Source organism: Streptomyces sp. DH41 (assembly GCF_029813785.1).
GTDB lineage: Bacteria > Actinomycetota > Actinomycetes > Streptomycetales > Streptomycetaceae > Streptomyces.
The window spans coordinates 46,006-72,567 of sequence record NZ_JARVKY010000014.1; the positions used below are offsets into that span (position 1 = coordinate 46,006).

General features: G+C 72.5%; 19 protein-coding genes. 8 read left to right on the forward strand and 11 right to left on the reverse strand.

Features of this window, described 5'->3' with window-relative positions; all coding sequences use genetic code 11:
• The 6 genes from QC283_RS22435 to QC283_RS22460 all read left to right on the forward strand — a co-directional run bounded on the left by QC283_RS22435 (position 1) and on the right by QC283_RS22460 (position 10,134).
• Complete coding sequence (locus QC283_RS22435; protein WP_443032665.1) at positions 1-4,005, forward strand: vWA domain-containing protein; 4,005 nt, start codon at positions 1-3, stop codon at positions 4,003-4,005.
• Positions 4,002-5,864, forward strand: coding sequence for a hypothetical protein (locus tag QC283_RS22440; RefSeq protein WP_279563418.1), 1,863 nt, complete (start codon positions 4,002-4,004; stop codon positions 5,862-5,864). Before QC283_RS22435 ends, QC283_RS22440 begins: the two co-directional genes overlap by 4 nt.
• Positions 5,865-5,928: 64 nt before the next feature.
• Positions 5,929-6,954 carry a LacI family DNA-binding transcriptional regulator gene (locus tag QC283_RS22445; RefSeq protein WP_279563419.1) on the forward strand — a complete coding sequence of 342 codons (1,026 nt, stop codon included), beginning with the start codon at positions 5,929-5,931 and terminating at the stop codon, positions 6,952-6,954.
• A 220-nt stretch (positions 6,955-7,174) separates the two neighbouring features.
• Complete coding sequence (locus tag QC283_RS22450; RefSeq protein WP_279563420.1) at positions 7,175-8,317, forward strand: GH12 family glycosyl hydrolase domain-containing protein; 1,143 nt, start codon at positions 7,175-7,177, stop codon at positions 8,315-8,317.
• Positions 8,318-8,501: 184 nt separating this feature from the next.
• Positions 8,502-9,599 (forward strand): lytic polysaccharide monooxygenase auxiliary activity family 9 protein, encoded by a 1,098-nt coding sequence (locus QC283_RS22455; RefSeq protein WP_279563421.1) that lies wholly within the window; start codon positions 8,502-8,504, stop codon positions 9,597-9,599.
• Between the two features lie 145 nt (positions 9,600-9,744).
• Positions 9,745-10,134, forward strand: a complete 390-nt coding sequence (locus QC283_RS22460; protein ID WP_279563422.1) for a luciferase domain-containing protein — start codon at positions 9,745-9,747, stop codon at positions 10,132-10,134.
• Positions 10,135-10,185: 51 nt separating this feature from the next.
• Here the strand turns inward: QC283_RS22460 and QC283_RS22465 are convergent, their stop codons facing one another.
• Positions 10,186-11,778, reverse strand: a complete 1,593-nt coding sequence (locus QC283_RS22465) for an MFS transporter (protein WP_279563423.1) — start codon at positions 11,776-11,778, stop codon at positions 10,186-10,188.
• A gap of 127 nt (positions 11,779-11,905) precedes the next feature.
• Complete coding sequence (locus tag QC283_RS22470; RefSeq protein ID WP_279563424.1) at positions 11,906-12,379, reverse strand: MarR family winged helix-turn-helix transcriptional regulator; 474 nt, start codon at positions 12,377-12,379, stop codon at positions 11,906-11,908.
• Between the two features lie 109 nt (positions 12,380-12,488).
• Here QC283_RS22470 and QC283_RS22475 point away from each other — a divergent pair, with 109 nt between their 5' ends.
• A complete protein-coding gene (locus QC283_RS22475) occupies positions 12,489-12,857 on the forward strand; it encodes a DUF779 domain-containing protein (protein WP_279563425.1) in 369 nt (122 codons plus the stop codon).
• A 74-nt stretch (positions 12,858-12,931) separates the two neighbouring features.
• On the opposite strand, the gene QC283_RS22480 is transcribed toward QC283_RS22475, so the two are convergent.
• The 6 genes from QC283_RS22480 to QC283_RS22505 all read right to left on the reverse strand — a co-directional run bounded on the left by QC283_RS22480 (position 12,932) and on the right by QC283_RS22505 (position 18,194).
• Positions 12,932-13,126, reverse strand: coding sequence for a hypothetical protein (locus QC283_RS22480; RefSeq protein ID WP_279563426.1), 195 nt, complete (start codon positions 13,124-13,126; stop codon positions 12,932-12,934).
• A 115-nt stretch (positions 13,127-13,241) separates the two neighbouring features.
• A complete protein-coding gene (locus QC283_RS22485) occupies positions 13,242-14,105 on the reverse strand; it encodes a phosphatidylinositol-specific phospholipase C/glycerophosphodiester phosphodiesterase family protein (protein WP_279563427.1) in 864 nt (287 codons plus the stop codon).
• A 183-nt stretch (positions 14,106-14,288) separates the two neighbouring features.
• The gene (locus tag QC283_RS22490; RefSeq protein ID WP_279563428.1) at positions 14,289-15,377 is read right to left on the reverse strand and encodes an acyl-CoA dehydrogenase family protein; all 1,089 of its coding nucleotides are present in this window, start codon (positions 15,375-15,377) and stop codon (positions 14,289-14,291) included.
• Entirely contained in the window at positions 15,374-16,555 is a 1,182-nt protein-coding gene (locus QC283_RS22495; protein WP_279563429.1) for an acyl-CoA dehydrogenase family protein, read from the reverse strand. The genes QC283_RS22490 and QC283_RS22495 overlap by 4 nt, the downstream gene beginning before the upstream one ends.
• Positions 16,552-17,532, reverse strand: a complete 981-nt coding sequence (locus QC283_RS22500; RefSeq protein ID WP_279563430.1) for an NADPH:quinone oxidoreductase family protein — start codon at positions 17,530-17,532, stop codon at positions 16,552-16,554. Before QC283_RS22500 ends, QC283_RS22495 begins: the two co-directional genes overlap by 4 nt.
• Positions 17,533-17,618: 86 nt before the next feature.
• Entirely contained in the window at positions 17,619-18,194 is a 576-nt protein-coding gene (locus QC283_RS22505; RefSeq protein ID WP_279563431.1) for a helix-turn-helix domain-containing protein, read from the reverse strand.
• A 77-nt stretch (positions 18,195-18,271) separates the two neighbouring features.
• On the opposite strand from QC283_RS22505, the gene QC283_RS22510 reads away from it, so the two are divergent.
• Positions 18,272-19,270 carry an NAD(P)/FAD-dependent oxidoreductase gene (locus QC283_RS22510; protein WP_443032666.1) on the forward strand — a complete coding sequence of 333 codons (999 nt, stop codon included), beginning with the start codon at positions 18,272-18,274 and terminating at the stop codon, positions 19,268-19,270.
• 309 nt (positions 19,271-19,579) lie between these two features.
• On the opposite strand, the gene QC283_RS22515 is transcribed toward QC283_RS22510, so the two are convergent.
• The 3 genes from QC283_RS22515 to metH form a co-directional block, all read right to left on the reverse strand.
• On the reverse strand, positions 19,580-21,178 hold the full coding sequence (locus QC283_RS22515) for an ABC transporter substrate-binding protein (protein WP_279563432.1): 1,599 nt from the start codon (positions 21,176-21,178) through the stop codon (positions 19,580-19,582).
• Positions 21,179-21,623: 445 nt separating this feature from the next.
• Positions 21,624-22,325: an HAD family hydrolase gene (locus QC283_RS22520; RefSeq protein ID WP_279563433.1), complete on the reverse strand. Its 702-nt coding sequence runs from the start codon at positions 22,323-22,325 to the stop codon at positions 21,624-21,626.
• Between the two features lie 128 nt (positions 22,326-22,453).
• Entirely contained in the window at positions 22,454-25,966 is a 3,513-nt protein-coding gene (gene metH, locus QC283_RS22525) for a methionine synthase (RefSeq protein WP_279563434.1), read from the reverse strand.
• Positions 25,967-26,562: the final 596 nt, after the last annotated feature.

Below are 26,562 nucleotides of genomic sequence, written 5' to 3' on the forward strand. Positions count from 1 at the left end.
GTGTCCCGCTCCTCGCCCTGCCCCGGCTCCCCGACTTCTACCGCTTCCTCGTCCTCACCGGTTTCCTCATCCTCTCCGGCCACCGCGACCTCTCTCGCCTCCTCGCCCTCTCTCGCCTCGTCGTCCTCTGTTGTCTCCTCGGGCCTGTCTCCCGACGAAGCGGTCGCCGCGCTCACCGATCCCGCGGCGCCCTGTCTCATCGGCGTACGGCATCACGCGCCGTCCCTGGCCGCGGCCGTGCCGGCGCTGCTGGACGGGGCCGCTCCGGACGTCCTGCTGGTCGAGCTTCCCGCCGAGATGCAGGAGTGGCTGCCCTGGCTGGGCCACGAGGAGACACGGGCGCCGGTCGCCCTCGCGGCCGCGTCCACCGAGAAGGGGGGTGGGCCGGCCTTCTACCCGTTCGCCGACTTCTCCCCCGAGCTCGCCGCCGTGCGCTGGGCCGCCCGGCACGGCGTCCCGGTCGTCGCCTGCGACCTGCCGCTGGCCGACCGGGCGTGGCACGAGGGCAGGCGCCCCGGCGCGTCCACCGGCCCCACCCCGTCCACCGATCCCACCGCGCACGCCTCCGGCGCGCCGGAGTACGACCGTTCCGGGCTCACCGTCGCCCTCCGGGCCCGGCTCACCGGCCGTCCCGGTGAAGACCTCTGGGACCGTCTCGTCGAGGCCACCGCGCCCGGCTCCACCCCGGAGGCGCTGCGCCGTGCCGCGCTCCTCACCGGCTGGGCGCTGCGTGAGGAGGCCATCGCCTCGGGAGGCGTGCCCGAACTCGATCTGCGGCGTGAGCGGTGGATGCGCTCCTGCCTGGCCGCCGCCACCGTGGACGGCGCGCGTGCCGCGGTGGTCGTGGGTGCCTTCCACGCCCCGGCGCTGGTGTTCCCGGCCGCCGAGCCCGAGCCGGACCTCCCCGGCGGTAGTGGCAGTGCCGGTAGTACCGGTCGTCCCACCAACTCCGACAACCCCGACAACCCCGACAGCCCTCGCGGCTCTCTCGGCTCTCGCCGCCGTCGCGGTCCGGCCGACCTGCCCGGCCCCTTGGCCGGCCGCCCCGGTGCCGCCCCCGGCCACCCCGGTCACCCGGCGAACCGCCCCGATCCCACGGATCCACCCGGCCCTGCCGCCCCCTCCGGATGGATCACGTCCCTCATCCCGTACACGTACGCCCTCCTGGACGAGCGGTCCGGTTACCCGGCGGGCATCCGGGACCCTGAGTGGCAGCACCTCGTGCTGCGGGCGGCAGGCGATCCGGCGGCGCTGGAGGAGGCGCTGACCGGGGCGGCCGTACGGGTGTGCGCGGGACTGCGTGCCCTCGGGCATCCGTCGGGGCCCGCCGACGCGCGCGAGATCACCCGGCTGGCCTCGGACCTGGCGCGGCTGCGTGGGTTGCCCGCCGCGGGCCGGGGGGAGTTGGTCGAGGCGGTCCAGACGGTGCTCGCGCAGGGGGAGCCGTACGGCAGGGGGCGGGCCGTCGCCCGGGCGATGGAGCAGGTCCTCGTCGGGACGCGCGGCGGCCGTCCCGCTCCGGGCACGCCGCGCAGCGGCCTGGCCCCGGCGGTCGAGGCCGAACTGTCGGCGCTGGGACTGCCCGGACCGGGCACCGCTGGACCGGGCACCCCTGGACCGGGGGCGGTCGAGCCGGGGGCGGTCGGGCCGGGGGGCACCGGGCCGGGGGCGGCCGCCCGGGATCTGCGACTGGATCCCTTGCGGTCCGACCTCGACCGTGAGCGCGATCTGCTGCTGCGCCGCCTGACGGTGTGCGGGGTGCCGTACGCGGAGGCGAAGGTGGTCGTCGGCGCGGGCGGTGCGGAGACGCTGACGACTCGGTGGGAGGTGCGCTGGACTCCGGCGACCGAGGCCATGTTGTCCGCGGTCGGCGTACGCGGTGTCACTCCCGCCCAGGCCGCCGAGGGGGTCCTGCGTGAGCGGTGGCGTGCGGAGCGGGACGAGGGCGGGCCGGTGGCCGCTCAGACGCTGGAGGGACTCCGGCAGGCGGCGGAGTGCGGCCTGCCGGAACTGACGGACGCACGTCTCGCGGAGGCCGCCGAGGTACTGCCGCGCACCGCCGCACTGCCCGAACTCCTCACCGGCCTGGCCCTGCTGGACCGGTTGCGCGCGGGCCACATCGCGGCGCTCGGCACCGACAAGGACCGTGCGGTACGGGCCGGCGCCGTGGCCGGACTCCTGACCTCCGCCGCGGTTCGCCAGGTGGACGGTCTCACCGGGGCCGAGGACCCGGCGGACGCGCACGCTCTGCTGGAGCTCGCCCACCGGGCGGACGTCCTCGGTGGCGTCCGTCTGACCGACGCCCTGGCCCGGCTGGCACACGACGGTTCGCCCCTGATGCGTGGGGCCGCCGGAGCTGTCCGGGTGCTCCTCGGACACGAGGACGCTCAGGCCCTGGGCGGCCGCGTCGCCTCCTGGGTGGACGCGGCGAGCGACCGCGCCTCCCGGTCCGCGCTCACCGCCCGGCTGACCGGGCTGCTGACAGCCGCCGGCCCGCTGCTGGAGTCCGCGGCTCCCGCACTGGAACCGCTGCTCGACCGGGTCTCCGAGCTGTCCGACCGGGACTTCCTCGACCGGCTGCCCTCGCTGCGCGGCGGCTTCGACACGCTCAGCCCGGCAGGCCGCGACCGGCTCCTCTCCGCCGTCGAGGAGCGTCTGGACATCGGCCGGCCGGCCGACACAGACGGGGTGGACCCCGACGCCCTCGCCCTGTGGACCCGCGCGGACCTCACGGCCCGAGCCACTCTCGACCGACTCGGGCTGCTTCCCGCACCCACTGCCGACGGCACCGGCGCACCCGAGTCCCCACCCACTGCCGACCACACCAGCACACCCGAATCCCCACCCACGGTCCCCGGCGCCGGCGCGCGACCCGTCGCCCCCGGGGATCACCGCCTCGCCCCCGCCGACCGCTGGCGGCTCGTGCTCGGCCGTCGTACCGACCGGCTGCCCCCGTCGGCGGCCTCGTTGGCCACCGCGTTGGACGAGCTGTACGGCAGCGGGCGGGGCGAAGGCAGCCGGGGCGACCTGACCGGGCCCGGCCGCGGCGGCGGTGGTGGCCGGGAGGCCGCCTATCCGGGTGTGCGTGAGTGGTCCGAGGATCTGGCGGTGCTGTTCGGGCCGGGCATCCGCGAGGAGGTCCTGGCGGCGGCCGCCGCATCGGGCCGGCCGGACGTTCTGGCCGAGCTGGACCCGGACAGCGTGCGGCCCTCCGTGGACCTGCTGCGTACCGTGCTCCGCCATGCGGGCGGTCTGCCCGAGGCCCGCCTGGCCGCGCTCCGGCCGCTCGTGCGGCGCCTGGTCGACGCACTGACCCGGCAGTTGGCCACGCGGCTGCGCCCGGCGCTGCACGGCACGGCCCTGCCACGCCCCAGCCGCCGCCCGGGCGGTGGCCTGGACCTGCCCCGCACCCTCCGTGCCAACCTGGCCTCGGCGCGCCGCCTCCCGGACGGCACGGTCCAGGTCCTCCCCGAACACCCCGTCTTCCGTACCCGCGCCGCACGGGCCACCGACTGGCGGCTGATCCTGGTGACCGACGTGTCGGGATCCATGGAGGCGTCCACGGTCTGGGCCGCCCTCACGGCCTCGGTGCTGGCCGGAGTGCCCACGCTGTCCACGCACTTCCTGGCCTTCTCCACCGAGGTCATCGACCTCACCGACCACGTCGAGGACCCGCTGTCCCTGCTGCTCGAGGTCAGCGTGGGCGGCGGCACCCACATCGCCGCGGGGCTGCGGCACGCCCGCGAGCTGGTGACCGTGCCGTCCCGCACCCTCGTCGTGGTCGTCAGCGACTTCGAGGAGGGTTACCCACTGGGCGGACTGCTCGGCGAGGTGCGCGCCCTGGTCGGGGCCGGCTGCCAGGTCCTGGGCTGCGCGAGCCTCGACGACACGGGCCGCCCCCGGTACTCCACCGGTGTGGCGGGTCAGCTCGTCGCCGCGGGCATGCCGGTCGCCGCCCTCAGCCCGCTCGAACTCGCTCGCTGGGTAGGAGAGAAGATCGCGTGAACCCACAGCTTCCGCCGGTCGTCCCGTCGGTGACCGCCGAGCTCGTCGCGGCGCTGACGCCCCGGCTGCGCAAACGGCTCGACGCGGGCGTCGCCAAGGTGGCGGCACGGCCGACGGCGCGTGCGGGCGACGTGGTGCGCATCGCCGTCGACGACGACACCGACCTGGAACTGCACGCTCCCGGCGGGGTCGTGACCAGCGCCGGGGCGATCCGCTGCGGTTGCCTGCTCGCACCCGGCTGTCTGCACCGGGCCGCCGCGGCATCGGCGGCCCCGGTCGCCGACCCCACGGAGCCGTCAGCGACAGAACAACCGGCGACGGCACCACCGGTCACGGCACCACCGGTCACAGCCGCATCGGTCACGGCACCACCGGTCACGGGCTCGGCACAGCCGCCGCCCGGCCCCGCCCCAGCCCCAGCCACCGCCCCCACCACCCCCACCGCCGAAACGGCCACCCCCGACCAACATGTCGCCGCGGCCGCCCTGCACGACGCCGCGGCCGCCGTGCTCGAGGCGGGCACCGACGGTGCCGGTGCCGTGCTCCAGGCGGAGCTGCTGCGCGCCGCGCACACCGCGCGGCTCGCGGGACTCCCCCGTGCGGCGAGCCGCGCGGTCGCCGTCGTCACCGCGTTGCGCGCGGCCCGGAGCACGGACCCCGCCTACCGCCTCACCGACCTCACCGCCGCCCTCCGCGACGTCCTGGCCATCGCCCACCGTCTCCCCCGGGCCACCGGCCCCGAACTCGCCGAACTCCGCGGCACCGTACGGCAGCCGTACACCCCGGACGGATCCCTGCGCCTGTACGGGCTCTTCTCCGAGCCCGTCCTCACGGCGACCGGATACGCGGGCGCCGTCACCTGGACCGCCGACGCCTCGGGACGGCTCTACTCGATCTCCGACGTGGCCCCGGGCGGCGCCGGGCGGGCCACCGGCGCGGCCGACCGCGCCGTACGCGTCGGCGACACGTCCCTGACCCACCGTGAACTCTCGCGCGCGGGACTCGCCGTGTCCGGTGCGACCGTGTCCCCGACGGGCCGCCTGGGTGCGGGCGCGGGCGTACGGGCCGTACGCGCGGCCGGCGCCGCGTGGCATGCCGAACCTCTCGACCGCCTGTGGGCGGTGCCGGTGGCCGAACAGGTCTCCATGGCCCTGGCGGGCGACCGGGACCTGTTGTTCCTCGACGTCACGCTCACCGGCACGGTCCGCGAGGCGATGGGCGAGTGTCTGGTCGCCGACTGCGGCGGCCGGCCGCTCCGGCTCGCCGCCGCCCATGACGATCCCGCGCTGCCCGACCGCGAGAACCTCCGCCTTCTCGCGTCCGTCCGGGGCGCCCGGCTGCGCGTCGTCGCCCGGCTCACGCCGGCCCCGCAACCCCGCGCCCTGCTCCTGGCCGTCAGCCATCCCACCGACCCCGGCGCCCGCCTCGATCTCGGTCTGGACCGGCTCCGCCGCGCGGACCTGCCCACCGCGCCGACGCCCAGGGGCGCGCCGGGCGGACCCGCCGGCGACGAGGCCCCGGTGCATCTGCTGCGGCGCCGGGTCCACCAGGCGGCCTCCGGAGGCCGCCGTGTGCTCGCCTTTCCCGGGAACCGGGACACCGAGGGCGCGCGTCTTCGTCGGCACGGCCTCGTCACCGCCGGTGAGCTCCTCGCCGCGCTCCACGCCGCCGCCGCGGAGCGCGTACGCGACCCCTTCGGCCGGCTTCTCCCGGCCGACCCGGGCCGCTTCGCCCGCGCCTGGCTCGGTGCCGCCGTCCACACCGAGGAACTCGACCGCATCCTGTGCGCCGCCGCGTGGGGAGCGGACCTCACCGACGCCGCGGACCCGGCGGACCCCGCCGATCCCGGGGCGCCCTAGCGATCGGCCCGCCGAGCCGAGCGGGGAGCCGTAGTATCGGATGATCTCGTAGGGGGTGGCGGGCATGGGCAGGCAACGTCCCGGTACGCCGACGCTGGAGGAGGTGGCCGCCCGCGCCGGTGTGGGGCGGGGCACCGTCTCCAGGGTCGTCAACAACGCGTCCGGTGTACGGGATTCGACGCGCCGCGCCGTGCAGCAGGCGATCGCCGAACTGGGCTACGTCCCGAATCTCGCGGCCCGTTCCCTGGCCGGCCACCGCGCGGACGCCGTCGCGCTGGTCATCACGGAGACGGACTGGCGGCTGTTCGGGGAGCCCTTCTTCACCGAGATCGTCCATGCCGTCGGCGACGCCCTCACCGACACCCCGGTGCAGCTGCTGCTCACCCTGGTCCGTACGGACACCGAGCGGCAGCGTTTCGTGGAGTACGCGCGCGGCGGCCGGGTCGACGGCGTGCTGCTGATGTCCGTGCGCGCCGAGGACCCGCTGCCGGACATGCTCGCGAAGGCGGGACTGCCCACCGTCATGCTGGGCCGGCGTTCCGGCGACGAGAGCGTCACCTATGTCGACGCCGACAACGCCGGTGGCGCGCGCGGCGCGGTCACGCACCTGCTGAACGGCGGCCGGACCACGATCGGGGCCATCACCGGACCGCTCGACATGTACGTCGCCCAGTGCCGGCTGCGCGGATACCGGGAGGCCCTGGAGCTGGCGGGCGTGGAGGTCAGGCCCTCACTGATCGTCGAGGGCGGCGACTTCACCGAGGAGAGCGGGCGCAGGGCGATGGCCGGGCTGATCGCCCGTCATCCGGAGCTCGACGCGGTCTTCGCCGCCTCGGACTCCATGGCCTCCGGGGCACTGAACGCGCTGCGCACGGCAGGCCGACGGGTGCCGCAGGACGTCGCGGTGATCGGCTTCGACGACTCCCAGCCCGCCCGGCCCACGGATCCGCCGCTGACGACGGTCCGGCAGCCGCTGGAGGAGATCGGCCGCACGATGGTACGGCTCCTGCTGGAGGAGATGGAGGACACCCCCGTCGCCTGGCGGCACGTCATCCTCCGTACGGAACTGGTGCTCCGGGACTCCGCCTGACCGACGTCGACGGCCGGGGGCACTCCCCCGGCGCCCGCGTCTGTCACCTGGGGTTTCGAAATTTCTTCGACAACTCCGACGCGCACAGTCTTGTCAGGAACATGAACCGCTCCTACAGTCCCCAGTCAACCGGTAAGTGGGAGCGCTCCCATCAGTGGGGAGTTGGGAGCGCTCCCGCACCGGCCCCTCCTTCCCCCCGCACCCTCCGGAGAGGCCCCCCATGCGACCGTTACGACCCCAAGTCCGCTCCCTGCGCGGCCTCCTGGGCGCACTGCTCGCGACCTTCGCGGTCGTCGCGTCGCTCATGACCGCGGCGGCGCCGGCCCAGGCGGACACCACGATCTGCGAACCGTTCGGCACGACGACGATCCAGGGACGGTACGTCGTCCAGAACAACCGCTGGGGTTCCACCGCCACCCAGTGCGTCACGGCCACGGACACCGGCTTCCGGGTCGACCAGGCCGACGGCTCCGTGCCGACCAACGGGGCGCCGAAGTCGTACCCGTCGGTCTTCAACGGCTGCCACTACACGACCTGCTCACCGGGCACCGCCCTCCCCGCCCGGCTCGACACCGTCTCCGAGGCGCCCTCCAGCATCTCGTACGGCTTTGCCGGCGGCGCCGTCTACAACGCCTCGTACGACATCTGGCTGGACCCGACTCCGCGTACCGACGGGGTGAACCAGACCGAGATCATGATCTGGTTCAACAGGGTGGGCCCGATCCAGCCCATCGGTTCCCAGGTCGGCACGGCCGCGGTGGGCGGACGGACCTGGGAGGTGTGGACCGGCAGCAACGGCTCCAACGACGTGCTGTCCTTCGTCGCACCGTCGGCGATCACCGGCTGGAGCTTCGACGTCATGGACTTCGTCCGGGCGACCGTCGCTCGCGGACTGGCCGAGGACGACTGGTACCTGACGAGCGTCCAGGCCGGCTTCGAGCCGTGGCAGGGCGGTGCCGGACTGGCCGTGAACTCCTTCTCCTCCACCGTCGAGACCGGCGGCGGAGCGGGCGACCCCGATGGCCCCGGCGACCCGGGTGACCCCGTGGCGTGCGAGGTGACGTACGGCACGAACGTCTGGCAGAACGGCTTCACCGCGGACGTCACCGTCACCAACACCGGCACGACCCCCGTCGACGGCTGGCAGCTCGCCTTCACCCTGCCCTCCGGCCAGCGGGTGACCAACGCCTGGAACGCCTCGGTCACCCCCGCCACGGGCACCGTCACGGCGACCGGCGTGGGACACAACGCCCGGCTCGCACCCGGCGGCAGCCTGACGTTCGGCTTCCAGGGCTCCTACAGCGGGGCGTTCGCCGAGCCGGACGGCTTCCGCCTGAACGACGCCGTCTGCACCACGCCCTAGCGACCGCGCACAATCCCGCGCGCAAGCCCATCGCCCCCTCACCCCCCTCACCCCCCTCGCCCGTCCGGTCGAAGCGCCCTCCCCGGGCGGGCGGGGGTTCCATCCCTCTACGTGCCGTCCCCGAGCATCACCCCCTGATCACGCGCTTCAGGAAAGACCCAGCACCCGGAAACAGGAGCCCCCTATGGTTCGACGCAGCAGATCCCTCTCTCTCGCGGCGGTACTGGCCACCCTGCTCGGCACGCTCGGTGTGACCTTCCTGCTCGGGCAGGGGCGGGCCGACGCGCACGGCGTGGCGATGATGCCCGGCTCACGCACCTACCTCTGCCAGCTGGACGCCAAGACCGGCACCGGCGCCCTGGACCCGACGAACCCCGCCTGCCAGAGCGCCCTCGACCAGAGCGGTGCGACCGCGCTGTACAACTGGTTCGCCGTGCTCGACTCCAACGCCGGTGGCCGTGGCGCCGGTTACGTGCCGGACGGCACCCTGTGCAGCGCCGGCGACCGGTCCCCGTACGACTTCTCCGCCTACAACGCCGCCCGGTCCGACTGGCCCCGGACGCACCTGACGTCCGGCTCGACGATCCAGCTGAACTACAGCAACTGGGCGGCCCACCCGGGTGACTTCCGGGTCTACCTGACCAAGCCGGGCTGGTCGCCCACGTCCGAGCTGGGCTGGGACGACCTGGAGCTGATCCAGACGGTGACCGACCCGCCCCAGCGGGGCTCGGCCGGTGCCGACGGAGGCCACTACTACTGGGATCTGGCGCTGCCTTCGGGCCGCTCGGGTGACGCGCTGATCTTCATGCAGTGGGTGCGATCGGACAGCCAGGAGAACTTCTTCTCCTGCTCCGACATCGTCTTCGACGGCGGCAACGGCGAGGTGACCGGCATCGGCGACTCGGGCGGCACCCCGACGCCGACCCAGCCCCCGACGACCGAGCCTCCGACGACCCCGCCGCCCACGCACTCCGGTTCCTGCATGGCCGTCTACAACGTGGAGAACTCCTGGGGCGGCGGCTTCCAGGGCTCCGTCGAGGTGATGAACCACGGGACGGAGCCGCTGAACGGCTGGGCCGTAAAGTGGCAGCCGGGCAACGGGACCACGATCGGCAGTGTGTGGAACGGCTCGCTCTCCAGCGGCACCGACGGTGCGGTCACGGTACGGAACGTGGACCACAACCGTGTCATCCCACCGGACGGCAGCGTGACCTTCGGCTTCACCGCCACGTCCACGGGCAACGACTTCCCCGTGGACACGATCGGCTGCGTGGCGCCGTAGTACGGCCTCGGGAGGCGCCGCGCCCGGCCGCGCGGCCTCCGTGCGGCGTCTCCCACCGGCCTTCGGCACCCCCGCGCACCTCACGTGCCGGTTACAAATCGCTCAACCTCTGGTTGCGGGGCGGTGATCGGGCGACTATGGGGCCATGACTCTGGCTCAGCGCGCCCTTGAGCGGCTGCAGGCCTGGCCCGACCTCACCGCGGGCCCGGCCAGTTGCGGAACCGGACGGGCGCTGCGCTCCGTTCGTGACGAGATCGTCCACTTCCACTCGGACCGGGATGTGGACCTCCACCTCACCCACCGGGCCATCCAGCGATTCCGGTACGACCTCGGCGCCTCCAGCGCCATCCACATGATCCCCGGGTCCCGGTGGGTGACCGTGCACCTGGACTGCGACACGGATGTCGACCTGCTGCTGAGCCTGGTGAGCATCGCCCTGAAGGCCCATCAGGCCCGGCCCCCGGCGGATCTGCCCTCGAAGTGCAACTTCCACCGCGTCACGGTGCTCCCCCGTTCCGCGGCCGGGGAGTTCTGAGACACACCGACGGCGGCGCCCCGACTCGGAGGGGCGCCGCCGTCCACGCTCTCAGTGGCCCGCGGGCTGGTCCGCGCCGCGCCGGATACCGACCGCGGCGAGCGCCGCGCCGAGCACGCACAGGACGCCGGTGACGATCACCGCCACGTGGACGCCGTTCATGAAGGCCTGCCCGCTGCCCTCCACGACGGCGGCCCGCAGGCCGGCCGGCATGTCCCCGGAGACCGGCGCCACGCCCATCGCCACGGCGTCCTTGGCCTCCAGCAGGCCGTGTGCCACGGCCGAGGGCACGCCCGCGCCGGTCAGCTCCCCGGTGAGGGTGGACCCGACCTTGCTGCTGATCAGGGAGACCAGCACGGACGTACCGAGCGCGCCGCCGATCTGCAGGGTCGTCGCCTGCAGACCGCCGGCCACACCGCCGTCCCGGACGGGGGCGTTGCCGACGATGGCGTCGGAGGAGGCGGCCATCACCATGCCGACGCCGAGGCCGAGCGCGATGAACGGCGGCCACATCGTGGCGTAGGAGGAGTCGGTCTGCCAGGTGAGCATGCCGAAGCAGGAGGCCGCCTGGAGCAGCATGCCCAGCGGCATGGTCAGACGGGGGCCGAAGCGCTGGGTCAGGGCCGCGCCCAGCGGCGAGGCGACCAGCGAGGCGAGGCTGAGCGGAAGCGTCCGCACGCCCGCCTCGACCGGCGTGAAGCCGCGCACGTTCTGCAGGTACAGCATGACGAAGAAGATCACGCCGAGCATGACGAAGAAGTTCAGCGCGGTGATGATCGCGCCGATCGTCAGCGCACGGTTGCGGAACAGGCGCATCGGGAGCAGCGGATGCTCCACACGGGTCTCGAACCAGCCGAACACGAGCAGGAGCACGAGGCCGGCGGCGACGGAGCCCAGGGTGCCGGCGGAGGTCCAGCCCCAGGTCTCGCCCTTGACGACTCCGAAGACCACGGCCAGCAGGCCGAGGGCGAGCAGGACGAGGCCGGGGATGTCGAAGCGTTCCCGGCCGGCGGCGTTGCGGCTCTCGGGCAGGACGACGATGCCGAAGACGATGGCGATGACGCCGATGGGTGCGTTGATGTAGAAGACGGACTCCCAGTTGACGCTCTCCACGAGGAGACCGCCGACGATGGGTCCGAGGGCCGTGGCGACGGCGGAGACCATGGCCCAGATGCCCACGGCCATGCCGAACTTCTTCGGCGGGAACACGGAGCGGAGCAGTCCGAGGGTGTTCGGCATCAGCAGTCCGCCGAAGGCGCCCTGGAGGGCGCGGAAGGCGACCACGCCCTCGATCGACCCGGCCAGGCCGATGGCGACGGAGGCGAGGGTGAAGCCGGCGACGCCCACGAGGTAGTAGGTGCGCCGGCCGAACCGGTCACCGAGCTTGCCGCCCAGGATGAGGGTGGCGGCGAGCGCGAGCAGGTAGGAGTTGGTCACCCACTGCAGTTGGGCGGTCGACGCGTGCAGGTCGCTGCCGATCTCGGGGTTGGCGATGGCGACGACGGAGCCGTCGAGCTGGACCATGAACAGTCCGAACGCGACGGCGAGGAGGGTCAGCCAGGGGTTGGACCGCAGGCGGCGGACCGCCGGTTCGGCGGTCTCGGCCGCGGGCGTGGTGGGGTGATCCACGGACGTGGACGGCATGGGTGAGCCTTCTCTTCCAGGTTCAAAGGGTGGTGCGGGGGACGGGGCGGCCCACGGGCGCACGGCGGGCCGGCCGCGGGCACGTCGGTGTGCCCGCGGCCGGCGGGAATGCCTGGGCCTCGCCCGGTCAGCGGGCGGTGGGGTGGAGGTGCCGCGTCAGCGCGTCGAGGGCGTCCAGGGCGGAGCCGAGCGCGCCCTGCTGGCCCTCGGTGAGGGGGGTCAGGGCGTGGCGGATGAACGCGGTCTCCAGTTCCCGCACCTCGGACAGCCGCTCACGGGACGTAGCCGTGAGGTAGAGGTGGGCGACCCGCCGGTCGGAGCTGTCCTGCCTGCGCTCCAGGTCGCCCTGCTCGGTGAGCTGGGAGACCAGGGCGCTGACGTTGTTCGGCTTCATCAGCAGGGCCTCGGCGGCCTCGCGCACCGTGGCGCCCTCGCGCTGGGCGACGAACCGCAACAGCGCGAGCTGGCTCTCCGGAGGCTTGGGGTGCGGGTACTGGGCGGAGACCTGTCGGTCCAGCGCCCGGTGCAGCGCGGGAAGGCATGCCGCGAGCCCGGAGGCCACGCGGTCGATGTCCCGGCGATGGGTGCTGGAGTCGGTCACCCGGACACATTAGATATGACCAGATAGGTATGTCAAAAGAGGTAAATCAGCGAAGGCAGGGCCGCCCGTGCAACGCTCTCGCAACCTTCTCCGTGCTGGCATGCACGGTATGCGCGACACATACGAGGAGACTCCCCGCGTCGAGCTCACCCCCGAGGCGGCCGCACTGCTGCGGCGGCTCCGCGAGACGCACGGCCCGCTGATGTTCCACCAGTCCGGCGGCTGCTGCGACGGCAGCGCCCCGATGTGCTACCCGGCCGGCGAGTTCCGCACCGGAGCCGCGGACGTCCTGCTCGCGGAGTTGGCCGTCGAGGGCGTCGGGGAGCCGGTGGCGTTCTGGATGTCGCGCAGTCAGTACGAGGTGTGGAGCCACACCAGACTGATCGTGGACGTGGTCGCGGGCCGGGGCAGCGGCTTCTCACTGGAGGCGCCCGAGGGGGTGCGCTTCCTCATCCGTTCCCGCGTCATCGACGCGTAGCGCACGCCCCGGGGCCACCGGCGCCTCGTTGCCTGCCACCCCCTCCCGTCCACCGGCCGCCGGCCGTCCGCCGTCTACGGCCTGAGACTGCCGACGATGTCCGCCGTCGCGGTCAGACCGCTGTGGATGGTCGGTGCGATGTTCGTACCGGCCAGATAGAAGCCGAGCAGCAGGCACACCAGCGCGTGCGAGACCTTCAGCCCGCCGTTGCGCAGGAAGATCACCGCCAGGACGGACAGCAACAGCACCACAGAGATGGAAATGGCCATCGTCAACCTCCTCCGCCACGTCCACTTCGCGGCGTTCGGCCGTAAGTGTGGCGTAGCGGAGGGTTCGTCCGGGCGGCTGACCTGTCCTCCGAACGAGTACTGTTCCGTCGGCGTCCTACGCGTCCCGGTGGGAGTCGAGGAACGCCTCGAGGCCGGCGAGGTCGTCGGTGTTGAGGTGGTCGACGCCGGCGGCGAGCAGTTCGGTCCATACGGCGTCCCGCGCGGGGCCCGCCACGTCGGGCGTGGCCCAGAACCGCACCCGCTGCCCGCGGGAGTGCGCCGCGCCGACGATGTCCCGCAGCTTGCGCCGTTCGGCCGCCGGGAAGGCGCCCACGCCCTGCCAGGTGAAGTTGAGTGTCCAGTTGTCGCTGATCAGCGGGACGAAGGAAGCCGGTGCGGAGCTGCCGAGGTCGGTGAGGCGGCCGTCGTAGAAGGCCCGGCGCGTGCGCTGCGCCTCCATCGGCGCACGGGCCGCCCGGTTCCCGGAGATCACCGCGGTGACCGCGCCGGGGAAGACCCGCCCGTGGGCGTAGTTGGTGAACAGGTGCCTGTAGCGGCGCAGCTGACGGTCGAGCTCGAGGTACGTCGACGATCCCTCGGTCTTGAGGTCGATCAGGAGTTGCAGGGCGCGGCGGTCCCGCCGGTACACCCGGCCGTGCTGGGAGCGGACGCGGGCGGCGAGGGGGGCGAGGTAGAGGGATTCCAACGTGCGGGCCGGGTCGAGGTCCTCGGGGTCGTGGGCGACGAGGAGTTGGCCGTCGACCAGGTAGATGTCGGCCTCGACGCTGCCGAAGCGGTGGTCGAGGGCGTCGAGGAGGGGGCGGGGGTGCTCGTAGTCGTTGTGGGCGTGGGCGCGCCACAACGGGCGCGGCCCGTGCCTGCCCTCGCTCGCCAGGGCGGTGCCTGCGGGCAGGGCGACCGCGCCGGCGAGGGCGGCGCCGAGAGTGGTGAGGGCTCTGCGTCGGGTGGTGAGGGCCATGCTCTGCCTTCCTGGAAGTGCCGTACGGGACGCCTGTGAGTATGGGGTCCCGATGCCTTCGCAGAGCAGAGCCGTGCGGGGAGTTGGCCGGACCGCCGCCGGTCGTTCATCTCGTCCCACGGCGGGTACGGTCGATGCCCGCCCCTGGTGGGACGGGCATCGGCCGGGCAGGACGGCCGGACGTCAGGGTGCTCGCAGGTCGACCAGTTCGGCCAGCGCGTCCCGGTGGGTGCCCGCCGCGCCGTAGGCGATCGAGTCGGCCTTGGCGCGCTTCAGGTACAGGTGGACCGGGTGTTCCCACGTCATGCCGATGCCGCCGTGCAGTTGCACCGCCTCCTCCGCGGCGTGGACGGCGACCTGTCCCGCGTACGCCTGGGCCACGGCGACGGCCACGTCGGGCTCCTCGCCGGTCGCCAGCGCGTCGGCCGCGTTGCGGGCCGCGGCGCGCAGGCCGGCGACCTGAAGCCACAGCCCGGCGAGCCGGTGCTTGAGGGCCTGGAATCCGCCGACCTGGCGGTTGAACTGCTTGCGCTCCTTGAGGTAGCGGACCGTCTCGGTCAGCAGCCAGTCGGCGAGGCCCAGTTGCTCGGAGGCGAGCAGCCCGGCACCGGCCCGCAGCGCGCGCCGTACGGCGGGTCCGGCGTCGCCGAGCCGGCGCCCGGACGCGCCGTCGAGGGTCACGCGCGCCACCGGCCGGGTGAGGTCCAGGGACACCTGCGGGGAGACGGTCGCGTCGGCGGCACGGACCGCGTACAGTCCCCCGTCGTCCGCGGGCACCAGCAGCACGTCGGCGACGGCCGCGTCGGCGATGCCGGTCAACTCCCCGTGCAGGCGTCCCTCTTCGAGCCGTACGTGCGGGACGGCACCGCCCGGCGCCACGTGCAGGCCGACGGCGAGTGCGGCGATGGTCGTCGCGGACGCCAGTTCGGTGAGCAGGTCGTCGGCTCCGCAGGCCAGCAGCGCCTCGGTGGCGACGACGGCGCTCGTCAGGTAGGGCACCGGGGCGACCGCGCGTCCGAGCTCCTCCAGGACCACGGCGGCCTCCCGGTGGGTGGCGCCCTGGCCGCCCAGCTCCTCGGGGATCAGCAGGCCCGCCAGGCCCATCGAGTCGGAGAGCGCCTTCCACAGCGACACGTCGTGCGGGGCGGCCGACTCGGTGCGGGTGATGACGCCCGCCGGGTCGCAGCGGTCGGTGAGCAGGTCCCGGACGGCGGCGCGCAGCGCCTCTTCCTCCTCCGAGTAGAGAAGACCGGGTTCCGACTGTGCGCTCATCGGGCGAGGTCCTTCCATGCGACGTCCTTGTCGGTGCGCGGTTCGGCGGGCAGGCCCAGGACGCGCTCGGCGACGATGTTCAGCAGGACCTCGCTGGTCCCGCCCTCGATGCTGTTGCCCTTGGAGCGCAGGTAGCGGTACCCGGCGTCGCGGCCGGTGAAGTCCACGTGCTCGGGGCGGCGCATGGTCCAGTCCTCGTACAGCAGGCCCTCCTCGCCGAGCAGTTCGACCTCCAGGCCGCTGATCTTCTGGTTGAGGCGGGCGAAGTTCAGCTTCATGCCGGCGCCCTCGGGGCCCGGCTGGCCGGCCACCAGCTGCTGCCGCAGGCGTACCCCGGTGAGGCGGGCGACCTCGGCCTCGACCCACAGGCCGAGCAGCCGCTGGTGCAGGTCGTGGGTGCGCAGTTCGGGGCGTTCCCGCCAGGTGGCGGCGATCTTGCCGATCATGCCGCCCTCGCGGGGGATCGGGGTTCCGCCGATGGCGACGCGCTCGTTGTTCAGCGTGGTCTGCGCGACCCGCCAGCCGTCGCCCCTCTCGCCGAGGCGGCGGGAGTCGGGGATGCGGACGTCGCTGAGGAACACCTCGTTGAACTCGGCCTCGCCGGTGATCTGGCGCAGTGGCCGGACCTCGACGCCGGGGTCGGTCATGTCGCACAGGAAGTAGGTGATGCCCCGGTGCTTGGGCAGGTCCGGGTCGGTGCGGGCGATGAGGATCGCCCAGCGGGCGAGGTGCGCGCTGGACGTCCACACCTTCTGCCCGTTGACGACCCAGTCCTCGCCCTCACGGACCGCCCGGGTGCCGAGCGCGGCCAGGTCGGAGCCGGCGCCCGGCTCGCTGAACAGCTGGCACCAGACCTCCTCGCCGGTCCACAGCGGGCGCAGGAGGCTGTGCTTCTGCTCCTCGGTGCCGTACTGGAGGATGGTCGGGGCGGCCATGCCGAGGCCGATGCCGATGCGCCGGGGGTCGTTGTCGGGGGCGCCCGCGGCCGTCAGTTCGGCGTCCACGACGGCCTGGAGGGAACGGGGTGCGGCGAGCCCGCCGAGGCCCTCGGGGTAGTGCACCCAGGCCAGTCCGGCGTCGAAGCGGGCCCGGAGGAAGTCCAGGCGTTCGGTGGTGGCCGGTGGATGCGCGGCCAGCAACTCCTTGGTCCGGCGGCGCAGTTCCGCTGCGTCGGTCATGCGGCGGCTCCCTTCTCCAGCTGTTCCGGTACGACGGCCACCCGGCCGGTCGTTTTGCCGTCGGCGACGCGCTGCACCGCGTCCGCGGCTCCGTCGAGCGGCACCCGCTCGCTCACCAGCGGCTTGACGGCACCCCGCGCGGCCAGCTCGGTGAGCTGTTCGTGGCAGTGCTGGACCAGCTTCGGGTTCTTGGTGTTGTACAGGCCCCAGTGCAGGCCGAGGATCGCGTAGTTCTTCACCAGGGCGTGGTTCAGCGCGGCGCTGGGGATCGTGCCGCTCGCGAAGCCGACGACGACGATCCGGCCCTCGAAGGCGACGACCTTGGTGGACTGGGTGTATGCCTCGCCGCCCACCGGGTCGTAGATCACATCGGCGCCGCGGCCGCCTGTGGCCTCCTTGACCGCGGCGATGACGTCCTCGCCGCGCCGGTCGACGACCACGTCGCAGCCCAGTTCGCGGGCGACGGCCGCCTTCTCGGGGCCGCCGACGACGCCGATGACGGTGGCGCCGGCGGCCTTGCCGAGCTGCACGGCCGCGCTGCCGACCCCGCCGGCGGCGGCGTGGACGAGCAGGGTCTCGCCGGCCTCCAGCCGGGCCCGGCGGTGCAGGCCGAACCAGCCGGTCTGGTATCCGATGTGCAGGGCGGCGGCCTCGGCGTCGTCCAGGGCGTCCGGCGCGGGCAGCAGGGCGCGGGCGTCCGCGACGGCGTACTGGGCGAAGCCGCCGTGCGGCAGCGCGGGGTTGGCGAGGACCCGGCGCCCGTCCTCGGTCTCGCCGCAGATCTCCACGCCCGGCGTGAAGGGCAGCTGCGGCTTGACCTGGTACTGGCCCCGGCACATCAGCGCGTCCGGGAAGTTGATGTTCGCGGCGCGGACCTTCAGCAGGACCTGGCCGTCGCCGGGTGTCGGCGGCGCCACGTCCGCGAGGCGCATCACCTCGCCCGGCTCGCCGTTCTCGTGCACCTGCCATGCCTGCATGCGGGGCCTCCACCGACTGCGTCGTCCGACCGGGTCTCTCGCATACTAAGCGGTCGCTTGCCGATCAGGGAACAGGTCGCGAGGAGTCACCCCCGCGTGGGCCGCGCCCGTACGTGCATCCGCTCCCCCTGCGGGCCGAACAGGCTGAGGAACTCGGCCGGCCCTTCCCCCGTCGACCCGAACCAGTGCGGCACCCTGGTGTCGAACTCCGCGGCCTCCCCCGCAGACAGCACCACATCGTGGTCGCCGAGCACGAGCCGCAGCCGACCGGAGAGGACGTAGAGCCACTCGTACCCCTCGTGGGTGCGCGGGTCCGGCTCCTCCTGCCGCGCGGGCTCCAGCACCTTGAACGCCTGGAGGCCGCCCGGCTGGCGGGTGAGGGGCCAGTGGGTGCGGCCGTGGCGCATGATCGGCTTGGCGCGTACCCGCGGGTCGCCGACCCGCGGGGCACCGACCAGCTCGTCCAGCGGCACCTGGTGGGCCTGGGCGATCGGCAGCAGCAGTTCGAGGCTCGGTTTGCGCAGCCCCGACTCCAGCCGAGACAGGGTGCTCACCGAGATGCCGGTCGACTCGGACAGCGCGGCCAGTGTCACCTCGCGCTCCTTGCGCACCTGGCGGAGCCTCGGGCCGACACCGGCGAGGACATCGTCTGCAGTCGTCATGCGCTTATTGCAGAACCGGCAAACACATTTGTCAATCCCGCCGTGTCCGAGCGATCTTCTACGTGGAGGTGGTCACCGTGACCCAGAACAAGGACCTGACCCAGGACAAGAACCTGACCGAGAGCAAGGACCTGGCCGAGACCTACGACGTGGTCGTCGTCGGCGGCGGTGCGGCCGGACTCTCCGCCGCACTCGTCCTGGGCCGCTCGCGGCTGCGCACCCTGGTCGTCGACGCCGGGGAGCCACGGAACGCGCCCTCGGCCCACATGCAGGGCTACCTGACCCGGGACGGCATGTCGCCCGCCGAGTTCCTGGAGCTCGGCCGGGAGGAGATCGCGCGCTACGGCGTGGAGCTCGTCCGCGACCGGGCGGTGGACGTGTCCCGGGGCGAGGGCGAGGGCGAGGACATCGCCGTGGAGCTGGCCGGCGGGCGCGCCGTCCGTGCTCGCCGGCTGATCGTCACCACCGGCCTCGAGGACGAGCTGCCGGCGGTGCCCGGCGTCGCCGAGCGGTTCGGCAGGGACGTGCTGCACTGCCCGTTCTGCCACGGCTGGGAGGTGCGCGACGAGCGGTTCGGCGTCCTCGCCGCCGGCCCGCTCAGCGTGCACCAGGCGCTGATGGTGTCCGGCTGGTCGGACGACGTGACGCTCTTCCTGCACACGGTCTCGGAGGAGGAGCTGTCCGACGACGACCTGCGCCGGCTCGCCGCGGCCGGGGTCAAGGTGGTGCCGGGCGAGGTCGCCGGCCTGCGGGTCGAGGACGACCGGCTCACCGGGGTCCGGCTGGCGGACGGCACGGAGCACGACCGTTCGGTGGTGTTCGTCGGTCCCAAGGCCGTACCGCAGACCGGCCTGATGGAGCGGCTCGGCGCGGAACTCCAGGAGACCCCGTTCGGCGCCTACCCCGTGGTGGACCCGACCGGCCGGACCACCGTGCCCGGCGTGTGGACCGCCGGCAACGCGATGGGGTTCGGCGAGCAGGTCGTCCACGCGGCCAGCGGCGGCTACCGCGCGGCGACGGCGATCGTCGGCGACCTGATCATGTCGGACCTGGACGCGGCCGTCGCGGGCCGGTGACTGCCCGGAACACCGGGCCACAAAGACGCCGCGGCAGCGGACCGGCACGGGTGAGGGCACGCCGACCGGCCGGCGTGCCCGTCCCCCGCGGCGAGGAGCGGCCACCGCCCGGGCCCGGCGTACGCGGCGTACTCGCCGGACGGATGCCCCGCTCGCCCCGGCGGCCCGCCGCCCCTGACGCGGACGCTCGGCGGCGCACCGCCCCGAAGGCCCGGCACCCCCGCACCCCCGCACCGGTGTTCACGTACCACGAAGGGCGCCCTCTTCCGATCGGAGGAGGGCGCCCTTCGGGTTGTGGCCGGCGGGGCGTCAGCCGCTCACGCCCCGGCCCAGCTCCCACAGCTGGAGCGTCGAGGAGGAGTTGAGGACGTAGGCCGTGCCGGTGATGTCGTCCCGGGCTGCGACGTACTGCTTGCCCTGCCACAGCGGGATCATCGGGACGTCGTCGGCGGTGATTTTCTGGATCTCGGTGAGGGTGTCGACGGCGGAGAGCCGGTCGGCCTCACGCCGGGACTCGGGGATCAGGGTGTTGATGATCTCCGGGTTCAGGTACGGCGAGTTGAGGGTGTTGCCCTTGTCGAGGAACGGCGCGATGAAGCTGTCCGCGTCGGGGAAGTCGGGGAACCAGCCCATGCCGAAGACGTCGTACTCGCCGTTCAGCTCGGCCTCACGGAACTTCTCCCAGGGCGTGCCCTTGATGTCGACGTCGAAGAGGCCGCTGTCGTTCAGCTGCTTCTGCAGGTGCTCGAACTCCTGCTTGGTCGCGGCACCGTAGTGGTCCGTCGTGTAGTCCATGGTGAACTTCACCGGAGTGCTGACGCCCGCGTCCTCCAGTACGGCCTTGGCCTTGGTGACACTCGGGTCGCCGTACTTGTTGAAGAACGAGTTGGAGTGCCCGGTGATGCCGGCCGGGACCGTCGAGTACAGCGGCTCGGCCTGGGAGCCGTAGACCGCGGAGACGAGTGAGCTGCGGTTGATGAGCTGGGCCACCGCCTTGCGGACAGCCTTGTCCTTCACCGTCTGCGCGTCCGTGTTGAAGGCCAGGTACCGGATCTCGAGGCCGGACACCTCGATCAGGTCGACGTCGCCGTCCGTGGACTTGGACAGCGTCTGGATCTGCTCCGGCGTCATCGCACGGGTCATCAGGTCGATGTCGCCCTTGTCGAGCGCCTCACCCATGGCCTCGGCGTCGGCGAACGACACCATCTCGACCTTTTCGTTGCCCACCTTCAGGCTCCCCTTGTAGCTGGGGTTCTTGGTGAACACGGACTTGGTCAGTACGCCGTCCTCGACCTCCGCCTTCATGGTGTACGGGCCGGACCCGTCCAGTTCGAAGCCCTCGCGCAGCTTGTCCTTCGCGTAGTCGTCCTTGTTGACGATGCCCGCGACCGGGGTCGTCAGCTTGTACGGGAAGGTGGCGTCGGCGGTGTTGAGGTGGAAGATGACCTCGCGCTCGCCCTGGGTCTCGACGGTGTCGACGGTCGACAGCAGGGTGTACACCTTGCTGTCGGCCTTGAGGGCCAGGGCACGCTCGATGGAGTACTTCACGTCCTCCGCGGTGATGGCGTCACCGTTGGCGAACTTCAGGCCGTCACGCAGGGTGCAGGAGTAGCGCTCGTTACCGGTGTCGGTGAATCCGCACTGCTCGGCGGCCTCGGGTACGGGTTCACCGTCGCCACGGGGCTGGATCATCAGGGTCTGCGTGGTCTGCCGCAGGATGTTCCAGAGGCCGACGTCGTAGGCGTATGCCGGGTCGAGGGGCGCGGGTGCCGCCTCCGCGGTGAACCGGTCCGTGGTGCCGACGACGATCGCGTCCCCGTCGCTGCCGCTGTCGGACCCGCCGCAGGCGGCGAGCACCGGCGCGAGCAGGCCCACGACGGCCGGCAGCACCAAAGTCTTGCGGTTCATGCTCGAGTTTCTCCAGAGCTGTCGGTCCGTGTATCCGGCATGCAGGGGGTGTCGCGGCGGATCACGGGGGTAGTGGCCGATGTTCTTGCGACGAGATTAGTCCGCGCCCGCACGGGGGTTCGCAGCCACCGGAGTTGAGCCCTCATCACGGAGTGAAACCGGGCGTGGACGCACCGAAAACCCGACAGTGGAAGGATTAGTGCAGCGTTTCACCAATCAGGACACAAGGGCACCTCGACAACGTTCGCCAGGCATCCGGCAGCACAGCCGGTCCGACCTGTCGACCCCTGACGGCGTGGGGAACATCACACAGAAGGTTCTGCCGATAGCTGCCTGAATTCGGCCATCCGAACAGCGGGAATTCCCACCGCGCGCGCCCTCGCGTCGCCTCGCGCGGCGGTTCCCGGAATTGCCGCGTTAACGCGGCTGCACGCTGGGTGAACGCCTAACGCATTTGTGTCATCAGGCCGCGCAGAAATGTCAGGTCGACGTCTTCCAGGGAGTCGACCACCGTGCGCCGGGCGGCCGGAGTGATGGGCGCGACCGAAGGCACCGCCACGACGTGGCAGCCGGCGGCCTCCGCGGCGGCGACCCCGGTCGCCGTGTCCTCGACGACGGCGCACCGGGCCGGGTCCACGCCGAGTCCGGCCGCGGCGGCCAGGTACGGGTCCGGGTGGGGCTTGGTGCGCGGCACCTCGTCGCCGGCGACGGTGAGGCCGAAGTGCTGGGAGCCCAGCGAGGTCAGCACGCGGTCGATGATGCGCCGGTGCGAGGCGGAGACCAGGGCCGTGGGGATCTCGTGCGCGGAGAGCTCCGCGAGCAGTCGGGCGGCTCCCGGCATGAGCGGCAGGGTACGGCCGATGCGCTTCTCGAAGCCGTCGTTGAGCAGCACGCTGAGTTCGGCGAGCGAGATGCCCGCCCCGGTGGCCTCGATCAGGAATCCCGCGCTGCGGCTCATCGGGCCGCCGACGACCACGTGGCGCCAGGAGTCGTCGAGGGTGTGGCCGAGGGAGGCGAAGACCTCGACCTCGACGTCCCACCAGAAGCCCTCGGTGTCCACCAGAGTGCCGTCCATGTCGAGGAGCACGGCCTGCAGGGCGGATCCTTCGGCCGTACGGGTTCCGAGCGCGGGGACCGTACTGGTCATCCACGTACCTCCTTGAGGGACGATCAGGCCGGTTCCCACGGAGGGAACCGGCCTGCGATGGACCGACTAGTGTACGTCGTGCGGGACGAGAACGCCGGATGTGGCCTGTGGAGCGGGTACCGGGCGCCTCAGCGGGCGTTGAAGTACTTCGCCTCCGGGTGGTGGATCACGATGGCGTCGGTGGACTGTTCGGGGTGGAGCTGGAACTCCTCGGACAGGTGGACGCCGATGCGTTCCGGCTGGAGCAGGTCGGCGATCTTCGCGCGGTCCTCCAGGTCGGGGCAGGCGCCGTAGCCGAGGGAGAAGCGGGCGCCCCGGTACTTCAGGGCGAACATGTCCTCCATCTGGGCCGGGTCCTCCCCGGCGAAACCGAGCTCGGAGCGGACGCGGGCGTGCCAGTACTCGGCGAGGGCTTCGGCGAGCTGGACGGAAAGGCCGTGGAGTTCGAGGTAGTCGCGGTAGGCGTTGGCCTCGAACATGCGGGCCGTCTCCTCGCCGATCCGGGAGCCGACGGTGACGACCTGGAAGCCGACGACGTCCGTCTCGCCGGACTCCTCCGGGCGGAAGAAGTCGGCCAGGCACAGGCGGCGGCCGCGGCGCTGGCGCGGGAAGGTGAACCTGGTGCGCTCGTTGCCGTCGTCGTCGAGGACGATCAGGTCGTCGTCCTTGGACACGCACGGGAAGTAGCCGTAGACCACGGCCGCCTCCAGCAGGTTGTCCGTCTGGAGCCGGTCCAGCAGCCCGCGCAGCCTCGGCCGGCCCTCGGACTCGACCAGTTCCTCGTACGAGGGCCCCTCGCCGGTACGGGCCTGCTTCAGGCCCCACTGGCCCTTGAACAGGGCGCCCTCGTCCAGCCAGGACGCGTACTCCTTGAGCTGGATGCCCTTGACCACCCGGGTGCCGCTGAAGGGCGGGGCGGGCACGGGGTTGTCGGTGGCGACGTCGGAGCGGACGTTGCCCTCCTCGGGGCGCTCTTCGACCTCCACGGTGGCCGCGCGGACCCGCCGCTGGCGCAGTTCGGGCAGTTTCGCGCCGGGCACGCCCCGCTTGATGCCGATGAGGGCGTCCATCAGGCGCAGGCCCTCGAAGGCGTCGCGGGCGTAGCGGACCTCGCCGTCGTAGATCTCGTGGAGGTCCTGCTCGACGTAGGCGCGGGTGAGGGCCGCGCCGCCGAGGATCACCGGGTAGTCGGCGGCCAGCCCCCGCTGGTTGAGCTCCTCCAGGTTCTCCTTCATGATCACCGTGGACTTGACCAGCAGCCCGGACATGCCGATCACGTCGGCCCGGTGCTCGTCGGCCGCCTCGAGGATCGCGGAGACCGGCTGCTTGATGCCGAGGTTGACGACGTTGTAGCCGTTGTTGGACAGGATGATGTCGACGAGGTTCTTGCCGATGTCGTGCACGTCGCCGCGGACGGTGGCCAGCACGATGGTGCCCTTGCCGTCGTCGTCGGTCTTCTCCATGTGCGGCTCCAGGTGGGCCACCGCGGTCTTCATGACCTCGGCGGACTGGAGCACGAACGGCAGCTGCATCTGGCCGGAGCCGAACAGCTCACCGACCACCTTCATGCCGTCGAGGAGGGTCTCGTTGACGATGTCGAGGGCCGGACGCTGGGTCAGGGCCTCGTCCAGGTCGGCCTCGAGGCCGTTCTTCTCACCGTCGATGATGCGGCGCTTGAGGCGCTCGTCCAGTGGGAGGGCGGCCAGCTCCTCGGCCTTGGAGGCCCGCAGGGACTTGGCCGTGGCGCCCTCGAAGAGCGCCATGAGCTTCTGCAGCGGGTCGTAGCCCTCGCGGCGGCGGTCGTAGATCAGGTCCAGCGCGGTGGTGACCTGCTCCTCGTCGAACCGCGCGATCGGCAGGATCTTCGAGGCGTGCACGATCGCCGAGTCCAGGCCGGCCTTCACGCACTCGTCCAGGAAGACGGAGTTGAGCAGGATGCGGGCGGCCGGGTTCAGGCCGAAGGAGATGTTCGACAGACCGAGGGTGGTCTGCACGTCCGGGTGGCGCCGCTTGAGCTCGCGGATGCCCTCGATGGTGGCGACACCGTCGCCGCGGGACTCCTCCTGGCCGGTGCAGATGGTGAAGGTGAGGCAGTCGACGAGGATGTCCGACTCGTGGATGCCCCAGTTGCCGGTGAGGTCGTCGATCAGCCGTTCGGCGATCTCCACCTTCTTCTCGGCGGTGCGGGCCTGGCCCACCTCGTCGATGGTCAGGGCGATCAGGGCGGCGCCGTGCTCCTGCGCCAGCTTCGTGACCTTGGCGAACCGGGACTCGGGGCCGGCGCCGTCCTCGTAGTTGACCGAGTTGATCACCGCGCGCCCGCCGAGCTTCTCCAGTCCGGCGCGCAGCACGTCGACCTCGGTGGAGTCCAGCACGATCGGCAGCGTCGAGGCGGTCGCGAAACGCCCGGCGAGTTCCTCCATGTCGGCGACGCCGTCACGGCCCACGTAGTCCACGCACAGGTCCAGCATGTGCGCGCCCTCGCGGATCTGGTCGCGGGCCATCTCCACACAGTCGTCCCAGCGGGCCTCCAGCATGGCCTCACGGAACTTCCTCGACCCGTTGGCGTTCGTCCGCTCGCCGATCGCCAGGTAGGAGGTGTCCTGCCGGAACGGCACGCTCTGGTAGAGGGAGGCCGCGCCCGCCTCGGGGCGCGGGTGGCGCTCGGTGGGGGCGGTGCCCCGTACCCGCTCCACGACCTGGCGCAGGTGCTCGGGGGTGGTGCCGCAGCAGCCGCCGACCAGGGACAGGCCGTACTCGCGTACGAAGGTCTCCTGCGCGTCGGCCAGTTCGGGTGCGGTCAGCGGGTAGTGGGCACCGTTCTTGCCCAGGACCGGCAGACCGGCGTTGGGCATGCAGGACAGCGGGATCCGGGAGTGGCGGGCGAGGTAGCGCAGGTGCTCGCTCATCTCGGCCGGGCCGGTCGCGCAGTTCATGCCGATCATGTCGATGCCGAGCGGCTCCAGCGCGGTCAGCGCGGCGCCGATCTCGGAGCCCAGCAGCATCGTGCCGGTCGTCTCCACCGTCACCGAGCAGATCACCGGCAGGTCGAGGCCCAGGGCGTCCAGGGCGCGCCGGGCGCCGAGCACGGAGGCCTTGGTCTGCAGCAGGTCCTGCGTCGTCTCCACCAGCAGCGCGTCCGCGCCGCCCGCGACCAGACCCTCCGCGTTGCGCTGGTAGGCGTCCCGCAGCAGGGTGTACGGGGCGTGGCCGAGGGTGGGGAGTTTGGTGCCGGGGCCGATGGATCCGAGGACCCAGCGTTGCCGGCCGTCCCGCGCGGCGAACTCGTCGGCGACCTCGCGGGCCACCCGGGCGCCGGCCTCCGAGAGTTCGTGGACACGCTCGGGAATGTCGTACTCGGCCAGCGCGGAGTGGTTGGCACCGAAGGTGTTGGTCCCCACGCAGTCGACGCCGGCGGCGAAGTACTCCTCGTGCACCGAGCGCACGATGTCCGGGCGGGTCTGGTTCAGTACCTCGTTGCACCCCTCCAGCTGCTGGAAGTCGTCCAGCGAGGGGTTCTGCGCCTGGAGCATGGTGCCCATCGCGCCGTCGGCGACCACCACACGGGTGGCGAGCGCCTCGCGGAGGGCGGAGACACGGGTCCGGGTGTCGGCGGACGGGGTGGACGGCGACGAGGCCATGAAGGGGCTCCCTAGGATGCGACGGCTGTCGGCTTTGCGCTGCCCGGTGCCGTCCGCAGGGAACGTCCCGGGAGAGAACGCACGCCGCCAGGGTAGCCGGGACCGAGGGAGTGATGGTCGAGGCGTCCACGAGGCGGACGAGTACGGCGGGGCGGATGCCCGCCGAAGGGGTGACCTTTCGGCCCCGGAACGGTCCCGTGAAACGGACCGGGGAGGGCCGAGAACGAGCCGGGAACGGACCGGGGAGGGCCGAGGACGGGCCAGGAACGGGCCAGGAACGGACCGGGGACGGAACGGGGACAGAACGGCGGCGGCCCAGGGGACGGAACAGGCACGGGACAGGGGCGCGACAGCCACGGGCCCGGGAACGAGGCACTGACGAGACAGCCACGGCCCTGCGGACGAATCGGGCACGGGCCGGGAACGGCCACCCGGGTAGAGGCCCGGTGCCAGTCGGCATCCGCCCCTCCCCGGCCACTGCCGGAGGGACGGTCCGGGCCACCGGGACGTGGCCGAAGTGCAACAGTTGCCCGCCGACCATTAGCGGGAGGTCGGCATGGACCGGTATTGTTCGGCATTGCCGAACGACGTCAGCG

Bases quoted from the DNA above. Each gene is read 5' to 3' on its own strand.
- QC283_RS22450 (WP_279563420.1), top strand. From the start codon at position 7,175: ATGCGACCGTTACGACCCCAAGTCCGCTCCCTGCGCGGCCTCCTGGGC.
- QC283_RS22455 (WP_279563421.1), top strand. From the start codon at position 8,502: ATGGTTCGACGCAGCAGATCCCTCTCTCTCGCGGCGGTACTGGCCACC.
- QC283_RS22490 (WP_279563428.1), bottom strand. From the start codon at position 15,377: ATGAGCGCACAGTCGGAACCCGGTCTTCTCTACTCGGAGGAGGAAGAG.
- QC283_RS22485 (WP_279563427.1), bottom strand. From the start codon at position 14,105: ATGGCCCTCACCACCCGACGCAGAGCCCTCACCACTCTCGGCGCCGCC.
- QC283_RS22495 (WP_279563429.1), bottom strand. From the start codon at position 16,555: ATGACCGACGCAGCGGAACTGCGCCGCCGGACCAAGGAGTTGCTGGCC.
- metH (WP_279563434.1), bottom strand. From the start codon at position 25,966: ATGGCCTCGTCGCCGTCCACCCCGTCCGCCGACACCCGGACCCGTGTC.
- QC283_RS22445 (WP_279563419.1), top strand. From the start codon at position 5,929: ATGGGCAGGCAACGTCCCGGTACGCCGACGCTGGAGGAGGTGGCCGCC.
- QC283_RS22480 (WP_279563426.1), bottom strand. From the start codon at position 13,126: ATGGCCATTTCCATCTCTGTGGTGCTGTTGCTGTCCGTCCTGGCGGTG.
- QC283_RS22520 (WP_279563433.1), bottom strand. From the start codon at position 22,325: ATGACCAGTACGGTCCCCGCGCTCGGAACCCGTACGGCCGAAGGATCC.
- QC283_RS22465 (WP_279563423.1), bottom strand. From the start codon at position 11,778: ATGCCGTCCACGTCCGTGGATCACCCCACCACGCCCGCGGCCGAGACC.
- QC283_RS22460 (WP_279563422.1), top strand. From the start codon at position 9,745: ATGACTCTGGCTCAGCGCGCCCTTGAGCGGCTGCAGGCCTGGCCCGAC.
- QC283_RS22500 (WP_279563430.1), bottom strand. From the start codon at position 17,532: ATGCAGGCATGGCAGGTGCACGAGAACGGCGAGCCGGGCGAGGTGATG.
- QC283_RS22475 (WP_279563425.1), top strand. From the start codon at position 12,489: ATGCGCGACACATACGAGGAGACTCCCCGCGTCGAGCTCACCCCCGAG.
- QC283_RS22515 (WP_279563432.1), bottom strand. From the start codon at position 21,178: ATGAACCGCAAGACTTTGGTGCTGCCGGCCGTCGTGGGCCTGCTCGCG.
- QC283_RS22505 (WP_279563431.1), bottom strand. From the start codon at position 18,194: ATGACGACTGCAGACGATGTCCTCGCCGGTGTCGGCCCGAGGCTCCGC.